Annotated in this window: 20 protein-coding genes; 10 read left to right on the top strand and 10 right to left on the bottom strand. The window is 70.4% G+C overall.

What is annotated here, in order from left to right:
* The first annotated feature begins 91 nt into the window (after window positions 1-91).
* The 5 genes from glmU to ACFU8Q_RS23370 all read left to right on the top strand — a co-directional run bounded on the left by glmU (window position 92) and on the right by ACFU8Q_RS23370 (window position 4,773).
* Window positions 92-1,540, top strand: a complete 1,449-nt coding sequence (glmU, locus tag ACFU8Q_RS23390) for a bifunctional UDP-N-acetylglucosamine diphosphorylase/glucosamine-1-phosphate N-acetyltransferase GlmU (RefSeq protein WP_384457047.1) — start codon at window positions 92-94, stop codon at window positions 1,538-1,540.
* A gap of 120 nt (window positions 1,541-1,660) precedes the next feature.
* Complete coding sequence (locus ACFU8Q_RS23385; protein ID WP_384457045.1) at window positions 1,661-2,635, top strand: ribose-phosphate diphosphokinase; 975 nt, start codon at window positions 1,661-1,663, stop codon at window positions 2,633-2,635.
* A 182-nt stretch (window positions 2,636-2,817) separates the two neighbouring features.
* Complete coding sequence (locus ACFU8Q_RS23380; RefSeq protein ID WP_384457043.1) at window positions 2,818-3,402, top strand: 50S ribosomal protein L25/general stress protein Ctc; 585 nt, start codon at window positions 2,818-2,820, stop codon at window positions 3,400-3,402.
* A gap of 171 nt (window positions 3,403-3,573) precedes the next feature.
* The gene (gene pth, locus ACFU8Q_RS23375; RefSeq protein WP_384457041.1) at window positions 3,574-4,167 is read left to right on the top strand and encodes an aminoacyl-tRNA hydrolase; all 594 of its coding nucleotides are present in this window, start codon (window positions 3,574-3,576) and stop codon (window positions 4,165-4,167) included.
* Window positions 4,168-4,302: 135 nt separating this feature from the next.
* A complete protein-coding gene (locus ACFU8Q_RS23370; protein ID WP_384457039.1) occupies window positions 4,303-4,773 on the top strand; it encodes a hypothetical protein in 471 nt (156 codons plus the stop codon).
* A 27-nt stretch (window positions 4,774-4,800) separates the two neighbouring features.
* Here the strand turns inward: ACFU8Q_RS23370 and ppc are convergent, their stop codons facing one another.
* Window positions 4,801-7,530, bottom strand: a complete 2,730-nt coding sequence (gene ppc / locus ACFU8Q_RS23365; RefSeq protein ID WP_384457037.1) for a phosphoenolpyruvate carboxylase — start codon at window positions 7,528-7,530, stop codon at window positions 4,801-4,803.
* 338 nt (window positions 7,531-7,868) lie between these two features.
* Here ppc and ACFU8Q_RS23360 point away from each other — a divergent pair, with 338 nt between their 5' ends.
* Window positions 7,869-8,870, top strand: a complete 1,002-nt coding sequence (locus ACFU8Q_RS23360) for an acyl-CoA desaturase (protein ID WP_384457035.1) — start codon at window positions 7,869-7,871, stop codon at window positions 8,868-8,870.
* On the top strand, window positions 8,867-9,553 hold the full coding sequence (locus tag ACFU8Q_RS23355; protein WP_384457033.1) for a TetR family transcriptional regulator: 687 nt from the start codon (window positions 8,867-8,869) through the stop codon (window positions 9,551-9,553). Before ACFU8Q_RS23360 ends, ACFU8Q_RS23355 begins: the two co-directional genes overlap by 4 nt.
* Before the next feature lie 26 nt (window positions 9,554-9,579).
* Here the strand turns inward: ACFU8Q_RS23355 and ACFU8Q_RS23350 are convergent, their stop codons facing one another.
* Window positions 9,580-10,011, bottom strand: a complete 432-nt coding sequence (locus ACFU8Q_RS23350) for a DUF2000 family protein (protein WP_384457031.1) — start codon at window positions 10,009-10,011, stop codon at window positions 9,580-9,582.
* Between the two features lie 49 nt (window positions 10,012-10,060).
* Between ACFU8Q_RS23350 and ACFU8Q_RS23345 the strand changes: the two genes are divergently transcribed.
* Window positions 10,061-10,879 carry an AraC family transcriptional regulator gene (locus ACFU8Q_RS23345; protein ID WP_384457029.1) on the top strand — a complete coding sequence of 273 codons (819 nt, stop codon included), beginning with the start codon at window positions 10,061-10,063 and terminating at the stop codon, window positions 10,877-10,879.
* A gap of 123 nt (window positions 10,880-11,002) precedes the next feature.
* Window positions 11,003-11,605 (top strand): Uma2 family endonuclease, encoded by a 603-nt coding sequence (locus tag ACFU8Q_RS23340; protein WP_384457049.1) that lies wholly within the window; start codon window positions 11,003-11,005, stop codon window positions 11,603-11,605.
* A 3-nt stretch (window positions 11,606-11,608) separates the two neighbouring features.
* Here the strand turns inward: ACFU8Q_RS23340 and ACFU8Q_RS23335 are convergent, their stop codons facing one another.
* Both ACFU8Q_RS23335 and ACFU8Q_RS23330 read right to left on the bottom strand, forming a co-directional pair.
* Window positions 11,609-11,974 (bottom strand): VOC family protein, encoded by a 366-nt coding sequence (locus ACFU8Q_RS23335; protein WP_384457027.1) that lies wholly within the window; start codon window positions 11,972-11,974, stop codon window positions 11,609-11,611.
* Entirely contained in the window at window positions 11,974-12,771 is a 798-nt protein-coding gene (locus ACFU8Q_RS23330; RefSeq protein ID WP_384457025.1) for a trans-aconitate 2-methyltransferase, read from the bottom strand. Before ACFU8Q_RS23330 ends, ACFU8Q_RS23335 begins: the two co-directional genes overlap by 1 nt.
* An 88-nt stretch (window positions 12,772-12,859) precedes the next feature.
* Here ACFU8Q_RS23330 and ACFU8Q_RS23325 point away from each other — a divergent pair, with 88 nt between their 5' ends.
* Window positions 12,860-13,354 (top strand): MarR family winged helix-turn-helix transcriptional regulator, encoded by a 495-nt coding sequence (locus ACFU8Q_RS23325; protein WP_384457023.1) that lies wholly within the window; start codon window positions 12,860-12,862, stop codon window positions 13,352-13,354.
* On the opposite strand, the gene ACFU8Q_RS23320 is transcribed toward ACFU8Q_RS23325, so the two are convergent.
* The 6 genes from ACFU8Q_RS23320 to ACFU8Q_RS23295 all read right to left on the bottom strand — a co-directional run bounded on the left by ACFU8Q_RS23320 (window position 13,316) and on the right by ACFU8Q_RS23295 (window position 20,817).
* On the bottom strand, window positions 13,316-14,119 hold the full coding sequence (locus ACFU8Q_RS23320) for a LuxR C-terminal-related transcriptional regulator (protein ID WP_384457021.1): 804 nt from the start codon (window positions 14,117-14,119) through the stop codon (window positions 13,316-13,318). The genes ACFU8Q_RS23325 and ACFU8Q_RS23320 overlap by 39 nt on opposite strands.
* A 296-nt stretch (window positions 14,120-14,415) precedes the next feature.
* A complete protein-coding gene (gene galK / locus ACFU8Q_RS23315) occupies window positions 14,416-15,582 on the bottom strand; it encodes a galactokinase (RefSeq protein ID WP_384457019.1) in 1,167 nt (388 codons plus the stop codon).
* Window positions 15,579-16,559 carry a UDP-glucose 4-epimerase GalE gene (gene galE / locus ACFU8Q_RS23310; protein ID WP_384457017.1) on the bottom strand — a complete coding sequence of 327 codons (981 nt, stop codon included), beginning with the start codon at window positions 16,557-16,559 and terminating at the stop codon, window positions 15,579-15,581. The genes galK and galE overlap by 4 nt, the downstream gene beginning before the upstream one ends.
* Window positions 16,556-17,599 carry a galactose-1-phosphate uridylyltransferase gene (galT, locus tag ACFU8Q_RS23305; RefSeq protein ID WP_384457015.1) on the bottom strand — a complete coding sequence of 348 codons (1,044 nt, stop codon included), beginning with the start codon at window positions 17,597-17,599 and terminating at the stop codon, window positions 16,556-16,558. Before galT ends, galE begins: the two co-directional genes overlap by 4 nt.
* Window positions 17,600-17,987: 388 nt before the next feature.
* Window positions 17,988-18,683: a LuxR C-terminal-related transcriptional regulator gene (locus tag ACFU8Q_RS23300; RefSeq protein WP_384457014.1), complete on the bottom strand. Its 696-nt coding sequence runs from the start codon at window positions 18,681-18,683 to the stop codon at window positions 17,988-17,990.
* 280 nt (window positions 18,684-18,963) lie between these two features.
* On the bottom strand, window positions 18,964-20,817 hold the full coding sequence (locus ACFU8Q_RS23295) for a PQQ-binding-like beta-propeller repeat protein (RefSeq protein WP_384457012.1): 1,854 nt from the start codon (window positions 20,815-20,817) through the stop codon (window positions 18,964-18,966).
* Between the last annotated feature and the right edge of the window lie 59 nt (window positions 20,818-20,876).

The raw sequence follows: 20,876 nt of genomic DNA, 5'->3' as shown, positions 1-20,876 counted from the left end.
GACCAGTGCGGTCGGGGCCCGCGCCCGTGTCGGCCCACGGGCCCCCCGGTATCCTTCGGATGTCCACCACCCGAAGCCGAAGGGCATTTCCGTGAGCGTCATCCGCCCGGCAGCCGTCGTCGTCCTCGCAGCGGGTGAGGGCACCCGTATGAAGTCGAAGACCCCCAAGGTTCTGCACGAGATCTCCGGGCGCTCGCTCGTCGGACATGTCGTCGCCGCCTCCCGCGAACTCGACCCGCAGCATCTCGTCGTGGTCGTCGGCCACGAGAGCGAGCAGGTCGGCGCGCATCTCACCGCGATCGACGACCGGCTGCGCACCGCCTACCAGGCCGAGCAGCGCGGCACCGGCAACGCCGTGCGCGTCGGTCTCGACGAGCTCGGCGGGACCGTCGAGGGCACCGTGATCGTCGTCTGCGGCGACACCCCGCTGCTGTCCGGCGAGACGCTCGGCGCGCTCACCGCCACCCACACGGCGGACGCCAACGCCGTCACCGTGCTGACCGCCGAGGTCCCGGACTCCACCGGCTACGGGCGGATCGTCCGTGACCCGGCCGGCGGTGCGGTCGTCGAGATCGTCGAGCACAAGGACGCCACCGAGGACCAGCGCGCCATCCGGGAGATCAACTCCGGGGTCTTCGCGTTCGACGGCCGGCTGCTCGCCGACGCCCTCGGCAAGGTCCGTACGGACAACAGCCAGGGTGAGGAGTACCTCACCGACGTGTTGTCCATCCTGCGCGAGGCCGGGCACCGGGTCGGCGCCTCGGTCGCGGGCGACCACCGCGAGATCCTCGGCATCAACAACCGGGTCCAGCTGGCCGAGGCCCGGCGGCTGCTGAACCAGCGGCTGCTGGAGCGGGCCATGCTGGCCGGAGTGACCGTCGTCGACCCGGCGACCACGCTGATCGACGCCACGGTCACCTACGAGCGGGACGCGATCGTGCACCCGGGCACCCAGCTGCTCGGCGCCACACATCTCGCCGAGGACGCCGAGGTCGGACCTAACTCCCGCCTCAGGGACACCGTCGTGGGCGCGGGCGCACGGGTGGACAACACGGTCGCGGACGGGGCCGAGGTCGGTGCGGGCGCGACGGTCGGCCCGTACGCGTACCTCCGGCCGGGCACGAGGCTCGGACGCGAGGCCAAGGCCGGTACCTACGTGGAGATGAAGAACGCGACGATCGGCGAGGGCACGAAGGTCCCGCACCTGAGTTACGTCGGTGACGCGACGATCGGCGATCACACCAACATCGGTGCGGCGAGCGTCTTCGTGAACTACGACGGAGTGGCCAAGCACCACACCACGATCGGCTCCCACTGCCGCACCGGCTCGGACAATATGTTTGTGGCTCCGGTCACGGTCGGGGACGGTGTCTACACCGCGGCCGGCTCGGTCATCACCAAGGACGTACCGCCCGGTTCGCTGGCCGTCGCGCGCGGCCAGCAAAGGAATATCGAGGGCTGGGTGGCCCGCAAGCGTCCGGGAAGTGCCGCAGCGCAGGCGGCTCAGGCCGCCGCTCCGGAGCACGACAGCGAAAGCTGACCGGAAACAGGTGCGCCGAGCACGGCGTACCGTGATAGATGCTCACCCCATTTCGGCTGGCTCGTTGCACATCGGGACACATGCGTGCAACGCCAGGAACACGTCTGAGGAGACTGTGCTGTGACCGGGATCAAGACGACCGGCGAGAAGAAACTGATGCTCTTCTCCGGCCGCGCCCACCCCGAGCTGGCCGAGGAGGTTGCGCACCAATTGGGTGTCGGCCTCGTGCCGACGAAGGCCTTCGATTTCGCCAACGGTGAGATCTACGTCCGCTTCCAGGAATCCGCTCGCGGTGCCGACTGCTTCCTGATCCAGAGCCACACCGCTCCGATCAACAAGTGGATCATGGAGCAGCTCATCATGCTGGACGCGCTGAAGCGCGCCTCGGCCCGCTCCATCACGGTGATCGTGCCGTTCTACGGCTACGCCCGCCAGGACAAGAAGCACCGCGGTCGCGAGCCGATCTCGGCCCGTCTGGTCGCCGACCTGATGAAGACGGCGGGCGCCGACCGCATCCTCACCGTCGACCTGCACACCGACCAGATCCAGGGCTTCTTCGACGGCCCGGTCGACCACCTCTTCGCGCTGCCGATACTGGCCGACTACGTCGGTGCCAAGGTCGACCGTTCGAAGCTGACGATCGTCTCCCCGGACGCCGGCCGGGTGCGCGTCGCCGACCGCTGGTGCGACCGGCTGGACGCCCCGCTCGCGATCGTCCACAAGCGTCGTGACAAGGACGTCGCCAACCAGGTGACGGTCCACGAGGTCGTCGGCAACGTGAAGGGCCGGGTCTGTGTCCTGGTCGACGACATGATCGACACGGGTGGCACGATCTGCGCCGCCGCCGACGCGCTGTTCGCGCACGGTGCCGAGGACGTCATCGTGACGGCGACCCACGGTGTGCTGTCGGGTCCGGCCGCGGACCGTCTGAAGAATTCCAAGGTCAGCGAGTTCGTCTTCACGGACACCCTGCCGACGCCGGGCGAACAGGAGCTCGACAAGATCACGGTACTCTCGATCGCTCCGATGATCGCGCGTGCGGTGCGCGAGGTCTTCGAGGACGGCTCGGTCACCAGCCTCTTCGAGGAGCAGTAGGCAGCGGGCCTCGGAAGATCCACTTTGGGTGCGGCCTCCCCGCCGGGTAGACTCAGCGAGTTGCTCGGCGAGGGAGGCCGTACCCATGTGTACGGCGGTCCGTTATCGACGCGCTCTTCGTAGCAGGCCTGTCGTGGGCCGGGTGACCGTCCAGTTTTCGTCACCATACGAGGAGTGCAGTCATGGCTGAGGTCAAGCTCGCCGCCCAGGTCCGTACCGAGTTCGGCAAGGGCGCTGCCCGTCGCACCCGCCGCGCGAACCAGGTCCCCGCGGTCGTCTACGGTCACGGTGCCGAGCCGGTTCACATCACGCTGCCGGGCCACGACCTGATGATGGCGCTCAAGACCGCCAACGTCCTGATCGGTCTGGAGATCGACGGCAAGGACGCCCTGGTCATCCCGAAGGCCGTGCAGCGCAACGCCCTCAAGGGCAACATCGAGCACGTCGACCTGCTGACCGTGAAGCGCGGCGAGAAGGTCAACGTCGAGATCGCCGTGCACGTCGAGGGCGACCTGGCCCCGGGCGGCAACCTCCTCGAGTACGTGCAGAACACCCTGCTCGTCGAGGCCGAGGCCACCCACATCCCCGAGTCCGTCACGGTCTCCATCGCGGGCCTGGACGCCGGCGACTCGATCCTCGCCAAGGACGTCCCGCTGCCCAAGGGCTCCGTGCTGGCCGGTGACGAGGACGCCGTCGTGCTCCAGGTCGTCGCCGCGCAGGCCGAGGAGCCGACCGCCGAGGCCGCCGAAGAGGGCGCCGAGGCCTGAGCCTCGCCCTCCCGGCAGCACTGCTGCACTGCTTCACTGCTTCACTGACGGGGCGGCGGTTCCTTGTTCGAGGACCCGCCGTCCCGTTTCCGTCCCGCTTCCCTGTAACCGGGCCGTTTCCCTGTAACCGGGCCATCCGGAACCATCCGTACGCGAGGAGACCGAGCGCAGATGTCCGACGCCACCGAACCCTGGCTCATCGTGGGCCTCGGCAATCCCGGTCCCGAGTACGCGGCTAACCGGCACAATGTCGGTTTCATGGTCGTCGATCTCCTCGCGGACCGGATCGGCGGGAAGTTCAAGCGGGCGCAGAAGGCCCAGGCGCAGGTCGTCGAGGGCCGCATGGGCCCGCCCGGACCGGAGAACCGCCGGGTGATCCTGGCCAAGCCGATGTCGTACATGAACCTCTCCGGCGGCCCCGTCACCGCGCTGCGCGACTTCTACAAGGTGCCGACCGACCACGTCGTGGCGATCCACGACGAACTGGACATCGACTACGGGACGCTCCGGCTGAAGCTGGGCGGCGGCGACAACGGGCACAACGGGCTCAAGTCGATGACCAAGTCGATGGGCGCCGACTACCACCGGATCCGGTTCGGGATCGGCCGGCCGCCGGGGCGGATGCAGGTCGCCGACTTCGTGCTGAAGGACTTCTCGTCCGTCGAACGCAAGGAGCTCGGGTACCTGGTGGACCGGGCCGCCGACTCGGTGGAGTGTCTGCTGGCGGAGGGGCTGGAGCGCGCGCAGAGCGCGTACAACTCCTAGTTCCGGGGCGGGCGCGGAGCGCGTACAACTCCTGGGCCCGGCCCGCGCGCACAACTCTGACATTCCCGCCGGTACCCCGGCGATTTTCAGCCATAAGTTGACCGGGCGCATCGCTCTGCCCAAGGATCGCTCCCCATGAAGCGGAGCTCCTCCCACCGCGCCCTGGTCCATGCCCGCAATGCCGCCATGGGCGGTGTCGTCCTGCTGCTGCTCGCCGCGGGTGTGTTCTCCTCGTGGAGTTCGGCGCACCACATCATGCTGCCCAAGGGCCGCGAGCACGGCACGATGACCGTCACGGGCTGTGGCGCCGACGTCTGTACCGGTCCGTTCACACCGTCCGGGCAGGCTGCCGCGCGCGCCCGGGTGACGATCGAGAAGTCTGTGGCGGCGCAGCGGGGCGAGCGCTTCCCGGTGGTCGTGAAGCCGGGTACGGACGATGTCGTACGCACCGGGATTCCGGGTTTCCTGCATGCGTGGGTGCCGCTGGGCGGCGCGTTGGTGCTGGCGGCCCTGGTGATCGGCGGCGGCCTGCGGCTGCCCCGGATCGCCTGGGGTACGGGGATCGCGGGTGCGGTCCTGCTGGTGGCGACGTTCTTCGCCCTGTGAGCGGGACCGCACCCGCGCCCCGGCGGCTCAGCCGGTGTTGCGCAGACCCGCGGCGACACCGTTCACGGTGAGCAGCAGGGCCCGGGCGAGCAGCGGGTCGGCCGCCTCGCCGCGTTCCGCCGCCTCGCGCTGGCGGGCGAGCAGCGTGACCTGGAGGTAGGAGATCGGGTCCAGGTAGGCGTCGCGGATGGCGAAGGTCTGCTGGAGCACCGGGCTGGTGCCGAGCAGTTCGGATTCGCCGGTGACCTTGAGGACTTCCTCGACCGTGAGCGCGTGCTCGGCCTCGATGTCGGCGAAGACGTGCTTCAGCTCGTCGGGGACGAGCGTGTCGACGTAGTGGCGGGCGATCCGCAGATCGGTCTTGGCGAGCGTCATCTCCACGTTCGAGATGAAGTTCCGGAAGAAGTGCCACTGTTCGTGCATCTCGGCGAGGACGGTGTCCAGACCGGCCTCGCGCAGCGCCTTGAGGCCGGAGCCGACGCCGTACCAGCCGGGCACGATCTGCCGTGACTGGGTCCAGCCGAAGACCCACGGGATGGCCCGCAGCCCGTCCAGGCCCGCGCCGGAGTCCGGACGCCGCGACGGACGCGAACCGAGGTGCAGTTCCGCGAGCTGGTCGACGGGGGTGGAGGCGAAGAAGTACGCGGGCAGGTCGGGGTCCTCGACCAGCTTGCGGTACGCGGCGTGCGCGGCGTCGGAGACGGTGTCCATCGCGGCGTCCCAGCGGGCCAGGGCCTCGTCGGACTGGCGGGGCGCGGTGTGCAGCGCGGACGCCTGGAGGGTGGCCGCGACGGTCAGCTCCAGGTTCTCCCGGGCGAGCGCGGGGATGAGGTACTTGTCGGAGATGACCTCGCCCTGTTCGGTCACCTTGATCTCGCCCTCCAGCGTGCCCCACGGCTGCGCGAGGATCGCGTCGTGCGAGGGGCCGCCGCCGCGGCCGACGGTGCCGCCGCGGCCGTGGAAGAGCCGCAGCCGTACGCCGTAGCGGTGCGCGACGTCTCGCAGCCGGCGCTGTGCCCGGTGGATCTCCCACTGCGAGGTGGTGATGCCGCCGAACTTGGAGGAGTCGGAGTAGCCGAGCATGACCTCCTGCACGTCCCCGCGCAGGGAGACGAGCCGGCGGTACGACGGGTCGGCGAGCATCTCGTCGAGGATGACGTCGGCGGCGCGCAGCTCGTCGGTGGTCTCCAGGAGCGGCACGATGCCGATTTTGGCCCAGCCGCCGTGCAGATCGAGCAGTCCGGCCTCGCGGGCCAGGACGGCGGCCGCGAAGACGTCGTCGGCGCCCTGGCACATCGAGATGATGTAGGACTCGATGACCTCGGGGCCGAACCGCTCGAAGGCGTCCTTGATGGTGTGGAAGACGCCGAGGGTCTTCTCGCCCGCGGCGTCCAACGGGGCCGGGGTCGGGGCGAGCGGGCGGCGCGAGCGCAGTTCCTTGGCGAGCAGCTTCTGCCGGTATTCGCGCGGCATGTCGGCGTAGCGCCAGGACTCCTCGCCGAGCCGGTCGAAGAGCTGGCCGAGGGCGTGGTGGTGGGCGTCGGCGTGTTCGCGTACGTCCATGGTGGCGAGCTGGAGGCCGAACGCGGCGAGGGTGCGGATGGTGCGGTCCATCCGGCCGTCGGCGAACAGGCCGCCGCGGTGCTCGCGCAGCGAGGTCTGGATGAGTTCCAGGTCGGCGAGGAGCTCGGCGGTGCCGAGGTAGTCGCAGCCGGGGCGGTGCGGGGTGCCGCCGGCGAGGCGTTCTCGGGTGTTGACGAGCTTCTGCCGGATGCAGGTGGCCTTGAGGCGGTACGGTTCCTCGGCGTTCAGCCGCTTGTAGCGGGGACTGATCTCGGGGAGGCGTTCCAGGTCGGCCTGGAGCGAGGTCAGCAGTTCGTCGGTGGCGCCGGTGTAGCGGATGGAGTTGGAGAGCTGCGCGCGGAGGTGGTCGACGAGCTCCAGCGCGTCGGTGATGCCGTGCTCGTGCTGGAGGATCAATACCTCGCCGGTGACGGCGGGCGTCACGTTGGGGTTGCCGTCGCGGTCGCCGCCGATCCACGTGCCGAAGGTGAGGGGGCGGGTACCGGCGGGCAGTTCGATGCCGACGCGCTCCAGCTCGGCCGCGAGGTCTTCGAGTACGTCCCCGACGGCATTGGCGTGCAGTTCGTCGAGGTAGTAGATGGCGTTGCGGGCCTCGTCGGCGGGCTCGGGGCGGACGACGCGGAGTTCGTCGGTCTGCCAGATGAGGTCGATGTTCTCGGCGAGGCGCAGGTCCTGGCGGCGCCGGTCGGCGTCGATGACCGGCGTGTCCAGCAGTTCGGCGATGCGGCGGAGCTTGTTGAGCACGGAGCGCCGGGCGGCCTCCGTGGGGTGCGCGGTGAAGACCGGTCGTACGTTGAGGTTCTTGACGGTCTCGCGCAGGTGGGCCGGGTCCGCGTCCTTCAGCCGGTCGGCGGTGCGGGCGAGGAGCCCGCCCTCGGCGGCGCGGCGATCACGCATCTCGTGGGCGCGATGGACCTGCTCGGTGACGTTGGCGAGGTGGAAGTAGGTGGAGAAGGCGCGCACGAGCTGTGCGGCGGTCTCCAGGTCCGTGTCGCCGAGGAGTTCGGCGGCGGCCTCACCGTCGGTGCGGGTCAGGGCGCGGACGCGCTCGACGAGGTCGAGGAGTTCCTGGCCTTCCTGGCGTACGAGGGTCTCGCCCAGCAGGTCGCCGAGGCGGCGGATGTCGGCGCGCAGCTCGGGGCTGGCGGCGGGGGTCTGGTCGGCACTGCTCACAGTGTGCGGCTCCTTGCAGTGAATGAGGAGGTGTGTCGCGAAGCGACTCCCAACAAGGGTGGCGGTGGGAGACGGGCGGGCACGAGGTCTTCCGGGGCCGCGGTCGGCAGCGGTGCTGACGCCACCCCGGGAAAGCAGAGTGCGGACCGCGCTGTCCGACCCCCACAGGATAGGTGTCCACACTCTGGGCGCCGCTCCGCCCCGATCGGGTTTCCCTTTCGTGGACGGCCCGTCGCGCTCTCGTGCGGGGGCCTTTGCGCTGCCATACTTACGTAAGCGTAGGTTACGGATGCGTAGCCACAGAGTCCGTCGTACTCCTCATCCCCAGGGGAACCCCCATGAACACCAGCCCCGCTGCGGTCGACGAGGCCCAGCCGTCGGCGGCCGATGACCAGGCCCTTCCCTCCGCCACGCTCGGCGGGGACAGTAAACGGTCGGTCGAGCAGTTCGCTCTCCTGTTGTTCATCGTGGTGCCCTTCGTGGCGCTGGTCGCGGCGGTGCCGCTGGCCTGGGGCCGGGGCGTGAGCTGGCTCGACGTCGGTCTGCTCGTGGCGATGTACTTCATCGGCTGCCACGGGATCACGATCGGTTTCCACCGCTATTTCACCCACGGTTCCTTCAAGGCGAAGCGCCCGCTCCGTATCGCTCTGGCCGTCGCGGGTTCACTGGCCGTGGAGGGCCCGCTGGTGCGCTGGGTGGCGGATCACCGCAAGCACCACCGCTTCTCGGACGCGGAGGGCGATCCGCACTCGCCGTGGCGGTTCGGCGAGAGCCTCCCGGCCCTGCTGAAGGGGCTGTGGTGGGCGCATATCGGCTGGATGTTCGATGAGGAGCAGACTCCGCAGCAGAAATACGCCCCCGATCTGATCAAGGATCCGGCGCTCCGTGGGATCTCGCGCCACTTCCTCACCTTCACGACCGTGTCGCTGCTGCTTCCGCCGCTGGTCGGCGGTCTCGTGACGATGTCGTGGTGGGGGGCGGCGACGGCCTTCTTCTGGGGCTCTCTCGTCCGGGTGGCGCTGCTGCACCATGTCACGTGGTCGATCAACTCCATCTGCCACGCGGTCGGCAAGCGTCCGTTCAAGTCCCGGGACCGGTCGGGGAACGTGTGGTGGCTCGCGGTGCTGTCGTGCGGCGAGTCCTGGCACAACCTGCACCACGCGGATCCGACGAGTGCGCGGCACGGTGTGATGAAGGGGCAGATCGATTCGAGTGCCCGGCTGATCCGCTGGTTCGAGAAACTGGGCTGGGCGTCCGACGTGCGCTGGCCCGACGCCGCCCGGATCGAGTCCCGCCGTATCGACTCCCGGCGCGACCGTGCGCACACCGAAGCGGCATGATTGACGACGTGGCGACCGACTCCAGCACCAGCAGCGAGAACAAACGTCCTTCCTCCGCCCGGCGCACCCGCCGGGTGCGGATGACCGGTAAGGAACGGCGCGAGCAGTTGCTGGACATCGGCCGTACGCTCTTCGCCGACAAGGGCTTCGAAGGCACATCGGTCGAGGAGATCGCGTCCCGGGCCGGTGTTTCCAAGCCGGTCGTCTACGAGCACTTCGGCGGCAAGGAGGGCCTGTACGCGGTCGTGGTGGACCGCGAGATGCGCCAGCTCCTCGACATGGTCACCGGCGCCCTGACCGCGGGCCACCCCCGCGAACTCCTGGAACAGGCCGCGTTCGCCCTGCTCGACTACATCGAGACGTACACGGACGGTTTCCGCATCCTGGTCCGCGACTCCCCCGTCGCCCAGTCGACCGGCACGTTCGCCTCCCTCATCAGTGACATCGCCACCCAGGTGGAGGACATCCTGGGCCTGGAGTTCAAGGCCCGCGGCTTCGACCCGAAGCTGGCCCCGCTGTACGCCCAGGCCCTGGTCGGTATGGTCGCCCTGACCGGCCAGTGGTGGGTCAACGCCCGCAAGCCGAAGAAGGCGGAGGTCGCGGCCCATCTGGTGAACCTGGCCTGGCACGGCCTGGAGAACCTGGAGTCGAAACCGCGACTGATAGGACACCGCAAGAGCTGAGGGGGCGGCGCCCGGGCCACCGGCGGTCAGGGGTGCATACGGGCGCCCTTGAGTACCTTGTCGACCGCGTTGCGCGGTCCGTACACGGCGAGACCCACCAGGTCCAGCTGGTCCTTCGCCACAGCCCGCACCGCCGCGCGGTTGTCCCGGTCGTTGCCGGTGGCGAAGAGGTCGGAGGTGAACACCGACCGGGGAAGCGAGCGGGACAGTGCACGGCTGTGCGCCGCGGTCAGTGTCTCCTTCGCCCCCTCGAAGACCAGCACGGGCTGGCGGAACATCGGCAGATACGCGGTGCCGTCGGCGTCCGCATACGGCTCGCCGATCACCTCGGGCAGCTCCGGGCCGAGGCCGCTGACCAGGAACGCGGTCACGTTCAGCCGCTGCCAGGTCTCCAGGTCCTCGCGCAACAGTACGGCGATCTTGGTGTCGAAACGTGCGGGGGCGTCGTCGGTCGTCATGCGTCGAGACTGCCGACCGGCCTGCCGCACCGTCTTGTACATTCCTTGCATGGTGGCCCGGCAGCAGGTTTCCGCGTGGCGCCCGCAGGTCCCGGGTGTGGTGGAGGTCTTCCACGCACATTTCACCGAGCACGCGTACCCGATGCACGTCCACGACGTCTGGACACTGCTCATAGTCGACGACGGCGCGGTCCGCTACGACTTGAACCGCCACGAGCGCGGCACCCCGCACGACACGGTGTCCCTGCTCCCGCCGCAGGTACCGCACAACGGCTCGCCCGCCACCTCCCACGGCTTCCGCAAGCGGGTCCTCTATCTGGACCTGACCCAGCTGGACGAGAGCTTCATCGGCCCGGCGGTGGACGGCCCCGACCTCGTCGACCCCCTGCTGCGCCGACGCGTCGGACAGCTGCACACCTCACTCGCGGACAGGGGCGACGAACTGGAAGCGCAGAGCCGCCTCGCCCTCATCCGTGAACGGCTGCGCGGCCACCTGCGGCCCCGGATCGTCACCCGTCGGCGGGTGCCCGATCGCGGTGTGGCCCACAGCCTGCGGGAACTCCTCGACGACCGGCTGCTCCAGGGGGTGACCCTGGACGAGGCCGCGAAGCTGCTGCACGCCCACCCGGCGCATCTGGTACGGGCGTTCAGCGGCGCCTTCGGCATCGCGCCGCACCAGTACCTGATGGCCCGCCGGATCGACCGCGCCCGACGGTTGCTGCTCGATGGACAGCCGCCCGCAGACGTAGCGGTCGCGGCCGGCTTCTACGACCAGTCGCACCTGAGCCGGCATTTCAAACGGCTCGTAGGCGCACCCCCCGGGCGGTTTACCGGCGAGGGCGCCGCGGCTGCGGTACCAATGCCGTGACCAGTGACTCTTCGCCGAGCCGGAGGTCGACACGGGACCGGCGTCACTCTTTGTGATGACGCTCTTCGATCCCGGCCGCTACCGTGAGGGAGCAGGACCAGAATCCCGTCCATGGGAGGAATCATGACCGCCGAGCCGATCACGGGGCACAGCAGCCGCTGGCCGGTGCCGCCCCAGGACGGATACACGGTGGACGATCTGTTCACCTTGCCCGATCTCCCGCCGCACACGGAGCTGCTCGACGGGAGCCTGGTTTTTGTGAGTCCACAGCGACGTTTCCACGCCAAGATGATCGACCTGTTGATGATCGGCCTTCGCGCCACGATCCCGGACGACCTGAAGGCTGAGCGGGAAATGACCGTGTTGCTGGACCGGCGCAACGGCCCCGAACCCGACGTGTCCGTCGTCCGCGCCGACGCCGCCACCGACCTTGACCTGACGCGTTTCCAAGCCTCCGACATCCTCCTCGCCGTCGAGGTCGTCTCCCCCGACTCCGAGGCCCGTGACCGCGATACCAAGCCGCAGAAGTACGCCGGGGCCGGTATCCCGAATTTCTGGCTGGTCGAGATGGCCGGCACCGACCAGCACCCGGTGGTGCGGGTCTACGAGCTGGACCCGGTGTCCAAGTCGTACGCCCTGACGGGAATCCATCACGACCGTCTCAAGACAGGCGTTCCGTTCCCGATCGACATCGACATCACGCGGGAAGCGCTCGACGAGCTGTGACGCTCACCCGTCAACCCGCTCAAGGAACTCCAGCCGGTTCCCCACCGGGTCGTGGCTGAAGAAGCGCCGGTGCCCCGGCAGGTCGCCGTCCCAGGTCACCTCCGCGCCGCGTTCCGCCAGCCGGGCCGCGTACGCCTCGATGCCCGTGACGCGCAGGCCCGGGTGGGCCTTCCTCGCCGGGTGGAAGTCGGGGTCGATGCCCACGTGGAGCTGGACCGGGCCCGCCGCGAACCAGCAGCCGCCGCGGGAGGCGAGCGCCGGGGGCTTGGGCAGTTCCGTCATGCCGAGGGTGTCGGTGTAGTAGGTGCGCAGGGCGTGCTCCGAGCCTTCCGGGGCGGCCAGTTGGACGTGGTCGAGGGCGGCGATCATCACTTCTCCTTACGGGCTACGGCGAAGATGCGGCGGAACGGGAAGACCGTGCCGTGCGGGCCCCGGGGGTACGCGGTGCGCAGCAGGTCGCGGTATTCGGCGAGGAACGCGTCGCGGGCCTCGGGGTCGTCGGCCAGGGCCGATAGGACGGGGCGCAGGCCGGTGCCCAGGACCCAGTCGAGTACCGGGTCCTCGCCGGGCAGCAGATGCAGGTACGTGGTCTCCCAGACGTCCGCCGTGATGCCGGGGGCCGTCAGCGCGTCGAGGTAGGCGGCGGGGCTGAGCACCGCGTCGGCGTGGCGCAGCTCGCCGGCCAGGCGGTCGCGCCAGCGTGGCGAACCGGCGAGTTCGCGCATCAGGACGTGGCTGGGCTGGTGGAAATTGCCGGGGACCTGGAAGGCGAACGTCCCGCCGGGGGTGATGGCGTCCAGCCAGACCGGGAAGCGGGCCGTGTGGTCGGGGACCCACTGGAGGAGGGCGTTGGAGACGATCAGGTCGTACGGCTCGTCGGGGGTCCAGGTCGCGGCGTCGGCCTCGGCGAAGTCCAGGAGGGGGCCGGCGTGGGTGCGTGCCTGTTCCAGCATCTGCGGGGAGTTGTCGTAGCCGGTGACGTGCGCCTTCGGCCAGCGGTCGGCCAGCAGCGTCGTCACGTTGCCCGCGCCGCAGCCGAGGTCGGCGATACGGGGTGAGGGGGCGGCCGGAGGCTCGGCGATGCGGGACAGGAGGTCGTGGAAGGGACGGGTGCGATGGTCCGCGTGGCGCAGGTACTGCTGCGGATCCCAGGTGGGTGCGGTCATGGAATCAGGATCACGCGATGACTATCTTGATGTCAAGACACTTGAATTCAAGAGACTTCATGTCGACAGACCCTCTACACTGATCCACATGGAGGACGAGGTCGACCGACTGGTCGCTGCATGGCGCCGCGAGCGCCCCGACCTCGACGTGGAACCACTCGAGGTGCTCAGCCGCGTCTCCCGCCTGGCCCGCCATCTGGACCGGGCCCGCCGGATCGCCTTCTCCGAGCACAGCCTGGAGCCGTGGGAGTTCGACGTACTGACGTCCCTGCGCCGGGCCGGCGCCCCCTACCAGCTCTCCCCCGGCCAGCTGCTCACCCAGACCCTGGTCACCTCGGGCACGATGACCAACCGCATCGACCGGCTGACCAAGAAGAACCTCGTCGAGCGCCTCCCCGACCCCAGCGACCGCCGCGGCGTGCTGGTCCGGCTCACCGCCGAGGGGCGCGACAAGGCCGACCAGTCGCTGGCCGGCCTGCTCGCCCAGGAGCGCGCCATCCTGGGCGAACTCTCCACACAACAGCGGAGTGAACTGGCCGGACTGCTACGCCGGTTGACTGCCCCGTTCGACAACATCCCCTAGAGTCTGCCCGGCCGGTGCCAGGTCCGCCGGTCCGACACCCGCCCGCCGGGCCAGTGCGACCGCGGCCAGCGTCGAGTGCACGCCCAGCTTTCCCAGCACGTTCTGCATGTGCGTACGCACCGTGTGCGGGGAGAGGTAGAGCCGCTCCGCCACTGCCTTGCGCCCCAGGCCCGCGACCATGCAGCGCAGCACCTCGCGCTCGCGCGGGGTGAGCGACTCGACGAGCTGTTCGCTCTCGGTGCGGTGCTTGCGCGCCGCCGTCAGCTCCCGCAGCACGCCCGTGAGCAGGGCGGGGGGCAGATGCGTCTCGTCGCGCAGTACCCCCCGGATGACCGTGAGCAGCCGCTGCAGCGAGCAGTCCTTGGCCACCCAGCCCGAGGCCCCGGCCTGCAGCGCCAGCGCGGCCCGGAGCGGGTCGTCCTTCTCGGCGAGCACCACCGTGTGCACGGAGGGCCGGCCCGAACGGACCCCGGCGACCAGCGAGATGCCGTCCATCGGGGCGGCCTTCCCGCTGCGGGGCGCCGGGACGGCTGTCCGGTGGTCCCGCGCACCGGCCAGGACGCCCAGTTCGGCATCGACCAGCATCACGTCGTAGCCGCGCCCCTCGGCCGCGGCCCGTTCCAGACACCGCAGCGCGGCGGGGCCGCTGCCCGCCGCCGCCACCTCGACGTCCGGCTCGGCCGCGAGCGCCGCCGCGAGCGACTCGGCGAAGATGCGGTGGTCGTCCACCACGAGAACCCGGATACGAACCACAGGGACCCCCATGCTGCCTGTTGCTGGGCCACCCCCGGCCCGACGAAGGGACGGAACGGCCGCGGGTACGGCCGCCCGGATCGGGGAGATGGACCGCAGTCCCACGGCCGCCGCCGTGTGTGTCGACTGCCACCCGCCCCGGGCGCCGTACCCGACTGTCTCGTACCCCTGAATCAGCACCGGCCCCCACCGGTGCTGTGCATCAGCGTAAGGCCGTGCGGCCGATGAGGAAGGCGATTCGCAGAAGTGGCAGGCTCCGCTCCGTAGGGTGTGATACGTGATCCGTCGTGAGGCTGAAGTGAACGGCCTCAGCCGAGGCGCCGGGCACCCGCCGAAGGAACCGCCGGGAAGACGCGCGGCGCCGCGTACCCCGCCGAGGCGAACGCCGCCAGCACGGACTTGGCGACCGTGTCCGCCTGCGCCTCCTCCACCAGGACGATCGCCGAGCCACCGAAACCGCCGCCGGTCATTCGCGCACCGAGCGCCCCGGCCTCGCCCGCCGCGGACACCACGAGGTCCAACTCCGGGCAGGAGACCCGCAGATCGTCGCGGAGCGAGACGTGCCCCGCGACGAGGACCGGGCCCGCTCCCCGCACATCGCCCGCGTCGAGCAGCGCGATGACCTGCTTCACCCGCTCGTTGTCGCTGACCACATGGCGTACGTAGCGCACCACGGACTCGTCCACGCCGGCCTCGGCCAGGGTGTCCAGGGCCGCGCCGAGTCCGTCGTACGGCAGCTCGCGCAGCGTACGTATGCCGAGTGCCGCCGCCCCCGCCTCGCAGCCGGCCCGCCGCTCGGCGTACGCGCCGTCGCCGAGCGCGTGCTCGACCTGGGTGTCGACGACCAGCAGCCGCAGTCCGTGGGCCGCCAGGTCGAAGGGGACCTGGCGCTGGGTGAGGTCGCGGGTGTCGAGGTACAGCGCGTGGCCCTCGGTGCAGCAGGCGGAGGCCATCTGGTCCATGACGCCGCACGGCACGCCGACGAACGCGTTCTCGGCGCGCTGGCCGATGACCGCCAGCTCCGGGGCGGAGAGCCCCAGTTCGAAGAGGTCGTTCAGGGCCAGCGCGGTGACGACTTCGAGGGCCGCAGAGGAGGACAGGCCCGCTCCGGTGGGGACGGTGGAGGTCAGCTGGATGTCCGCACCGGTGATCGGGTGGCCGGCCTCGCGCAGCGCCCAGAACACTCCGGCCGGGTACGCCGCCCAGCCGTGCCCCTGGTGGGGGGCCAGTTCGTCGAGCCGGAGCCGGACGACGCCGCCCGGTACGTCGGTCGAGTGGAGCCGCAGTTCGCCGTCGGTGCGGCGGGCCACGGCGGCGCGCGCGGTGTGCGGCAGCGCGAGCGGCATCACGAAGCCGTCGTTGAAGTCGGTGTATTCGCCGATCAGGTTGACCCGGCCGGGCGCCGCCCAGACTCCTTCGGGGGCGGTCCCGTACAGCTCGGTGAAAGCGGTGCGCAGCTCGGCGTCGTCGGTCATGGGGCGGTGGGTTCCTCTCGGCGGGCGAACGTCCAGGCGTCGGAAACGATTCCGGTCAGGTCCGCGCGCGACGGGGCCCAGCCGAGCCGTTCCCTGGCGGTGGCGGCGGAGGCGACCAGCACGGCGGGGTCACCGGCGCGGCGCGGGGCCGCAGTCTCGGGGACCGGGTGGCCGGTGACCTCGCGGACGGTCTCGATGACCTCGCGCACCGAGAAGCCGTTGCCGTTGCCGAGGTTGCAGATCAGGTGCTCGCCGGCGGTGGCCGCGTCCAGGGCCAGCAGGTGGGCCTCGGCGAGGTCGGCGACGTGGATGTAGTCGCGGACGCAGGTGCCGTCGGGGGTCGGGTAGTCGTCGCCGTACACGGAGATCGACTCGCGCTGCCCCAGGGCGACCTGGAGCACCAGCGGGATGAGGTGCGACTCGGGGCTGTGCCGCTCACCGCACCTGCCGTACGCCCCGGCGACGTTGAAGTAGCGCAGCGAGACCGCGGCCAGTCCGTGCGCGGCCGCCTCGCCGGTGATCATGTGGTCGACGGCGAGCTTGGTGGCGCCGTAGGGGTTGGTGGGCGCGGTCGCGTCGGACTCCGTGATGGGGGTGGTGGCCGGTTCGCCGTAGGTCGCGGCGGTGGAGGAGAAGACCAGGGTCCGCACCCCGGCGTCCCGCATCGCGGCGAGCAGTGCGACCGAGCCGCCGACATTGTTCACCCAGTACTTCTCCGGGTCCGCGACGGACTCGCCGACCTGGGAGTACGCGGCGAAGTGCAGCACCCCGTCGTACGAGGCGTCCAGCCACTTCGCCGCGTCCTGAACGCGGCCCTCGATGAATTCGGCCCCGGCCGGGACGCCCTCCCGGAACCCGGTCGACAGATCGTCGAGGACGGTGACCGCGTGACCGGCCTCCAGCAGGTGCTGGGCGACGACGCTGCCGACATATCCCGCGCCACCTGTGACCAGATACTTCTTCTGGGGCTTGCTCACTCGCTCGCTACCTCTCGCAGTCGCTGGGCCGCGGCCTCCGGCGGCACATCGTTGATGAACACGTTCATGCCGGATTCGGAACCCGCGAGGAACTTCAGCTTGCCGGATGTACGTCGGACGGTGAAAAGCTCCAGATGGAGCCCGAACTCCTCCCGCCCCGGAACCCCGAACGGGGCCTGGTGCCAGGCCGCGATGTATGGGGTCGGCGGCTCTCCGGGGCCGAAGATCCGGTCGAATCGCCTCAAGAGTTCCAGATAGACCTGTGGGAACTCCGTGCGCGCGGCCTCGTCGAGTTCCCTCAGATCGGGGACGCGGCGGCGGGGGTGGAGATGGACCTCGTACGGCCAGTGCGCCGCGTACGGCACGAAGGCGACCCAGTGCTCGGCGGCGATGACGATCCGCGAGCCGTCCTTCTCCTCGCGGGCCACGACGTCGTCGAAGAGGTTGCGGCCGGTCTCGGCGCGGTGGGCCCGGATCGAGCGGAGCATCAGCTCGGTACGCGGGGTGACGAAGGGGTATCCGTAGATCTGCCCGTGCGGATGGCCGAGCGTGACGCCGATCTCGGCGCCCCGGTTCTCGAAGCAGAACACCTGCTCGACCTGCGGAAGCCCGGCGAGTTCGGCGGTGCGGTCGGTCCATGCCGCGAGGACCAGGGCGGCCTGGTCCTCGGTGAGGTCGGCGAACGACGCGTCGTGGTCGGAGGTGAAGCAGACGACCTCGCAGCGCCCGGAGTCGCCGGCGAGCGAGGGGAAGCGGTTCTCGAAGACGGCGACGTCGTAGTCCGCCTCGGGGATCTCGCTCAGCCGGCCGTCCCGCGAGGGACAGAGCGGGCACTCGTCGGCCGGCGGGTGGTAGATGCGGCCCTGGCGGTGCGAGGCGATGGCGACGCTGTCGCCGAGGAGCGGGTCACGGCGGATCTCGGACGAGGTCGAGACGGCGTCGAGAGGCCGCCTGTCGACGGCGTCGCGCACGACATCGTCGCGGCTGTCGTAGTAGAGCAGCTCCCGGCCGTCGGCGAGCGTCGTGACCGTCTTCTTCACCAGGTTCCTCCAAACATAAACAAACACAATGAATCACAACTCAACAGGTGCGTCAATGGCGAAGCGGCGCGGGAGGCAACGCGCACGCGGCCCGGCGATCCGGGTCCACCCGTGCGCGCGAGCTCAGGAAAGGTGTTCAGCTTTGAGCGCGAGAGCGTTCATTCCATCGGGCTCGGTTCGCACAACGAACGAAACTGGCCTGGATGGCGTTCTGGTGTCCGGGGCCCGGGGCCGTACTTGCCGTACTGACCGAGACGGCCGAACCGGCCGTACTGGTCTACGGGACCGAGCCCCCGGACGCCGAGGAGGCGCCCGCTGAGGGCGCCGGCGCCTGGTACCGCGAGCCGACCCTGCCGGGCTGGGGCGCGACCGCCCTCGCCACCCTGTGCTACCCGATGCCGCCCGGCCCCTGCCCGTCCAGCGGCACCGCCCGGTCCAGCAGCCCTGTGCGGGCCGCGAGGGCCGCGGCCTCCAGCCGGGAGCCGACGCCCAGCTTCATCAGCACCCGCTGCACATGCGTGCGCGCGGTGCTCGACGCGATCCGCATCCCGGTCGCGATCAACCGGGTGTCCTGCCCCTCGGCGACCCGCACCAGGACCTCGATCTCGCGCGGGGTCAGCAGCTCCAGCAGCCGCTGCCCCTCGTCGTCCGGCGCCGCGGCCGGGTTGAGCAGCTCGGCGAAGGCGCCCTGGAGCAGTTGCGGCGCCACCGCGGCCTCACCGGCGCGCGCCTTGACCATCGCCCGCTCGACGCCCTCCATGCGCTCGTCGTGGCGGACGTATCCCGCGGCGCCCGCCGCGAACGCCGCCGCGATCCCGCGCGGGCTGGGCACCGGACCGAGCACCACCACGGCCACCTGCGGGCGCTCCCGGCGGATCCGTACGATCGGGTCGAAGGCACCGGGCTCGGCGGGCGCCGCAGTGCCGAACAGGCAGACGTCCGGGGCCCTGCTGACCACCAGCTCCGCCGCCCCCGTGGTCGGCGCGGCCGCCGCGAGCACCCGGTGGCCCCGCAGTTTCAGCGCCGAGGCCAGCGCCTCGGCGAGCAGTCGGTGATCGTCGACCACCATGAGCCGCACGCCCATCGAGCACACCCCCGTAGCACCGGCACCAGGCCCCCCGGCCCGCCCTGACCCGGCAAGCTACACGCTTGTTCGACGTTACGGGCGCCTTACCGGCCAAAAGGCCTGAATGGCCAACTCGGCACACATTCAAGATCAGTTGACGGCCCGACGTGTCCGGCCGGGTGTCGTTTCGATCCGCCTGCCGACCATTACCGTTCGACGACGGCAGCGTCCGGGCCGTATACGGGCGCGGGGGTGGCGCCGACGAACGGACGCCACCCCCTGCGCATGCGGTGGGCAGTTACTCCCTGATGAAGCCGACCGCCAGGCGGCGGCTCTCGTCCAGGGATCCGTGGGGCTTGCTCACCATGGTGCTGGCCAGGTACAAGTGCCCCTCGTTGTAGAGGAATTCGGAGTAGTCCGGCGTGAAGCTGGTCTCCGCATCGCGGACGGACCGGTCGCTCGGGTTCTCCATCAGCACCGTCTGCTTGAACGTGGCGCCGTCGATGGAGACGACCTGTCCGCCCTTGTCGTACGGGGGCTCCCGGTACGCGATGATGTTGCCGCCGTCCATGCGGATCGGGAACATCGTGTAGCGCTCACCCGCGTCGGCCCGGTCGCTGGTCGGCTTGCCGGTCGTGAGATCGAAGGAGACGATCTCGTTGGTGTCGCCGTACTCGCCGGTGCCCTCGTGGGCCTCGGTCGGCACGTAGATGCGGTTGTTGCCGACGGCCAGCTGACTGCAGCTCTCGACCTCGGTGGAGTGGCACCGCGCGGCGTACTTCTCGCCGTCCGCCGCGATCCTGGTGAGCAGCTTGCCGGTGGAGGCGTCGATCGAGAAGAAGTCCGAGATGCCGCTGCCGTCACCGGCGGTGTCGCCGACGTCGGCCGCGACGACCAGCGGCTTGGTGGAGACGATGCTCGCGTAGTCGACACCGGGCGGCATCTTGTACGAGGAGATCGGGGCGCCGGTGGTCGGGTTCAGTGCCTGGATGACGAGCTGCGGGTCGTCGTACGTACCGCACTTGCGGACCACGGCGAGCGCGTCGCCGCCGCCGTAGCCGGTGTCGTAGCAGCCGTCGGTGGAGACCTTGGGCTTCCAGCGCTCGGCGCCGGTGTTGAGGTCGAACGCCGCGCCGCCCTCGGTGCCGGCCGCGGCGACCGTGGTGCCGCTGAGCGTTATCTCGTTGTACCTGACCGGCTCGTCACCGCTGGTGGCGGCGATCACCGACTTGCTCCACATCAGCTTGCCGGTGTTCAGGTCGAGCGCGCCGACCTGGTTGCACGGCTGGTACTTCTTGGCCTTGCTCGGCTTGCCCGCCTCGAAGGCGATGGCCGTCTTGTAGTCCTTGGACATGTGCCGGGAGGCGGCGCAGACCTGGCCCGCCAGCGGTATGGACCACAGCTTGGTGCCCTTGGCCAGGTCGTAGCCGACGATCTCGTTCAGGCCGGACTTCACGTACGCCTTGTCGGTCAGCCAGGAACCGTCGACCTTGGTGACGTCGGTGACCTTCGGCAGCGGCAGCTGGAAGGCGACCGTGGACTTGGGGTCCGCCGGTGCCTTCTCCTTGCCCTCACCGTCGACCGCGCCGCCCTGGCCGCCGCCCTTGCCCTCGGCGGTGCCGCCGCCGGCCTGGGACGCCTCTTCCTTCTTCTTGCCGTCGTCACCGCCGCTGGAGGAGTACCAGACGCCACCGGCGACGATCAGCACGACGGCGACCGACGCGGCGACGATGATCTGCATCTGGGTGCTGAACTTCTTGCCGCCGTTCCCGTTCTGCTGCGGCGGGTACTGCTGCTGCATCGGGGCGGTCGGGTAGCCGTACCCCTGCTGGGGCGGCTGACCGGGCGGCAGGCCCTGTGGGAAGCCGTACCCCTGCTGCGGCTGGCCGGGCACGGGCGCCTGCGGGTAGCCGTAACCCGGCTGCGGCGGGCCCTGTGGGTAGCCGTAGCCCGGAACCGGCTGCTGCGGCGGGCCCGCGGGCGGCGGGGCCTGCGGGGCGCCGAATCCGCCCGCCGGCGGGGTGCCCGGCTGCATGCCGAACGGGTCGGCGGGCGGCGGTGTCGGCGCGCCGAACCCACCGGGCGGGGGGTCCTGCGGGGCACCGAACCCGCCCTGGGGCGGCTCGTTGGGCGGCTGGGGCGGCTGCGTCATGGCGTACGTACCTCTGGGGGAAGGGAGAGTCGGTGGGTCGGGGCGGGCAGCGGCCGAAG

The sequence above is a fragment of the Streptomyces sp. NPDC057543 genome (assembly GCF_042801895.1).
In the GTDB taxonomy this organism is placed as follows: Bacteria; Actinomycetota; Actinomycetes; order Streptomycetales; family Streptomycetaceae; genus Streptomyces.
Note: the sequence above shows the minus strand (reverse complement) of the source record. Positions and strands in the feature narration are given on the sequence as shown.